Origin of the sequence: uncultured Methanobrevibacter sp., from assembly GCF_937906425.1 — an archaeon.
GTDB lineage: Archaea > Methanobacteriota > Methanobacteria > Methanobacteriales > Methanobacteriaceae > Methanobrevibacter.
Genome location: NZ_CALCYR010000012.1, coordinates 1 through 3,232, shown reverse-complemented (window position 1 = coordinate 3,232; position 3,232 = coordinate 1). Strand labels below are relative to the sequence as shown.

The following is a 3,232-nucleotide window of genomic DNA, read 5'->3' as shown; positions in this document are numbered from 1 at the left end:
TAAAATATTTTAAAAATTATTTTTATAAAAAATTAGTTCATAAACTATAAAACAAATATTATCTTTAAAAAATTTAAGAAAAATTAAATTATTCATAAAATAAGAATAAAAAATGAGAATAAAATAAAAATAAGGCTAAAAAAAGCAAATTAAAATAAAAATAATTAAAATAAGAAAAAATAGCTAAATAAAAATTAAAATAAAATATAGAAAAAAGAAAAAGAAAAAAGATTATGTAATAATCTTTTCAATTCCACCATTTTCCAAAGCAGTTTTAATTTCACGTGCAACTCTTCTTCCCATACTCATACCTTCACCATATTTAAGGTAACTGTAGGAAGAACCTTCCATAAATGTATTTGTACCGCCGTCAGTTCTTGCACTGGTTTCAAATACAACAACTTCAAGGTTATCGTTTACAAGAGTTTGAATACAGAACGGACCGTTAAGACCAGGTTTTACTAATTCTGCAGCGCTTTTAACCAATTTGTCACCGATATCAAATGCTTGTGGGAGCAAGGATTCCCTCATTACAACAGGGTGATTACCGGTTACAACATAGGAAGGGCTAATGTCAATGGATAATTGATCCTTAGCAGGCATTCTTACAAATCCATCAATGCTGGACTCATACCTGCTGTCCATACCCATCAATTCGACCTCATCATTCAATGCAGAATAGAAATAGTGAATACAATAGTTACAACCTGAAACATACTCTTCAATGTGAGCTTGTGCAACATCTTCATCTTCAATCCATCCACGTTCCTTCATTGCTTCGATTTTACTGTCAAATTCTTCAGGAGATGAAGCTACAAAGTATCCTCTTCCTCCCCTTGCACCAGGGAATTTAACCATAACAGCACGATCAATCTCGGATGGGTCATCATATTTCATAGGAATTCTAATATTACCATTAACAAGCAATTGTCTTTCTAAATCTCTTTCAGCTTCCCACCTTAAGATATCCCTATTACCAAACATAGGAACATTGAATTTGTCTTCAACATTATCCAAACCGGCGTAAGCTACAAAAGAACCATGAGGAATAACAATTGCATTCATTGCTCTGAGCTTTTCCTGAACATCTTCATTTACAATATCCTTGAATTCATCGACCATAATAAATTCATCTGCAACTTCAAAACGTTCATAAGGAACTTCTCTGCCTTTTTCACAAACGATGGCAGTTCTGAAACCCTCTTCTTTAGCACCGTTAAGGATATGCAAGGAAGTGTGACTACCTAAAGTTGCAATGGTTATGTTTTCCTTATCATATCCATCCAAAATCTCCAATATTTTTTCTTTACTTACTTGTCCCATTTTTAATCTCCTGAAAAAATAATTCATTAACTTATGAGTATTTATAAATATATTTTTATAAACTTAAAAGTTTTATTATTAATAATTCTAAAAAAGATAATAATTATTGCTTTTTCATTCATTTTTGTATAAAAAAAGCCAAATTTTAAGAATCATTTAAAATGTGTAAAAGAAAAACGAGTTAAGTATTTAAAAAAAGAATTAAAATAAAAATAAAATAAAAAGAACAATTAAATAAGAAAAATAATGAATTAAAATAAAAATAAAAATAAAAATAAAAAAATTATTTAAAATAAGAAAAAATAAGAAAAATAAGAAAAATTAAATAATAAAAGCCACCAAACTTTAAATTTATTAACAATAAAATAAAGAAAATAATAATGATAAATAAATTTACGATTAAGTGAAAAAAATGAAAATAGGACTAATATCAGATACTCATATTCCGGACAGAAGAATTAAACTTCCACAAACCGTTTTTGATGCATTTGAAGATGTGGATTTAATCTTGCATGCTGGAGACATTACAAGCCAAAGTGTTCTGGATGATTTGGGGGAAATTGCACCAATACATGCAATTGAAGGAAATATGGACAGAGTAATTGGTGAATTGGATTTGGAAGCTTCAAAAGTCATTGAAGTGGAAAATAAAAAGATAGGTATCGTCCATGGAGAGGTTTATCCGAGAGGAGATACACAGCAATTATACTATAAGGCGCTTGAAATGGGTGTTGACATTCTTGTAAGCGGACATTCCCACATTGCACAGCTAGAAAAGATTAAGGACACAATACTAATCAATCCGGGAAGTCCTACAAATCCGAGATTATCAGATCCCTCAGTGGCAATCTTGGAAATAAATGGAAACAATATTGAAATAGAATTTATAAAAACTGGAAATCCAGTTTGTTCAGCTTTAAATTTCTTTGAAGAAAAGGCCAAAAAAGAGAAAAAGGATTAAGGGGTGAGAATATGGGAAGCAGATGGCAAGTGGAAAAGAAAAAGGACCCTTATTATAAAAGAGCGAAAAGCGAAGAATATAGGTCAAGAGCTTCATTTAAACTTAAGCAATTGAATAAAAAATATAAAATCATCAAGGAAGCAAATACAGTTGTTGATTTAGGTGCAGCACCTGGAGGATGGTCACAAGTTGCTTTAGAAAGAGTTGGAGAAGAGGGAATCGTTATTGGAGTTGATTTAAACAGAATCAAACCATTCCCTGAAGAGAACTTCTATGGAATCAGAGGAGATTTTACAAAAGAGATAGTTCAAGACAAGATTATGGAACTTGCAAATGGCAAGGCCGACGTTCTAATATCAGACGCATCACCTTCATTAACCGGAATTAAGAACCTTGACCATTTAAGATCCATTGATTTGGCTGAAACAGTGTTGGAAATAGCTGACAATATCCTTGCAACAGAAGGAAACCTTGTTATAAAAGTTTTCCAGGGCGAAGAATATAAAAATCTCTTGGACAAGATTAAAAAAGACTTTAGAAAAGTTAAATCAACTAAACCCCCTTCCTCAAGACATAAAAGTAAGGAAATGTATATTGTCGGTTTAGGTTATAGAAAAGGTCCTAAATCCAAGAAAAACTAAAAACAAGAAAGATTTAAATAAAATTTAAATATCAAATCTGAGAATTCAATTAAAAGTATGAAAACAATTTTCATATTTTTATTCTTCTTTTTTAAAATTAAATTTAAAACTAAAAATAACTGCTTTTAAAAATAAATTAAATTACTACTTAAGAAATAAAAAAATCACTTTTTTAAAAATCAATTAAATACTGCTTAAGAAATAAAAAAATCACTATTTTTAAAAACAAGTGAAATAAATAAAGTAAAATTAAATAAAGTAAAATTAAATAAAGTAAAATTAAATAAAGTAAAATTAAATAAAAAAA

The 3,232-nt window shown here is 29.2% G+C and carries 3 protein-coding genes; 2 read left to right on the top strand and 1 reads right to left on the bottom strand.

What is annotated here, in order from left to right:
- Positions 1 to 231 precede the first annotated feature (231 nt).
- The gene (locus Q0138_RS00565) at positions 232 to 1,323 is read right to left on the bottom strand and encodes a formate--phosphoribosylaminoimidazolecarboxamide ligase (RefSeq protein WP_297979460.1); all 1,092 of its coding nucleotides are present in this window, start codon (positions 1,321 to 1,323) and stop codon (positions 232 to 234) included.
- A gap of 403 nt (positions 1,324 to 1,726) precedes the next feature.
- Between Q0138_RS00565 and Q0138_RS00560 the strand changes: the two genes are divergently transcribed.
- Both Q0138_RS00560 and Q0138_RS00555 read left to right on the top strand, forming a co-directional pair.
- Positions 1,727 to 2,284 (top strand): YfcE family phosphodiesterase, encoded by a 558-nt coding sequence (locus Q0138_RS00560; RefSeq protein WP_297979457.1) that lies wholly within the window; start codon positions 1,727 to 1,729, stop codon positions 2,282 to 2,284.
- 11 nt (positions 2,285 to 2,295) lie between these two features.
- On the top strand, positions 2,296 to 2,925 hold the full coding sequence (locus tag Q0138_RS00555; protein ID WP_297979455.1) for an RlmE family RNA methyltransferase: 630 nt from the start codon (positions 2,296 to 2,298) through the stop codon (positions 2,923 to 2,925).
- The last annotated feature ends 307 nt before the right edge of the window (positions 2,926 to 3,232 follow it).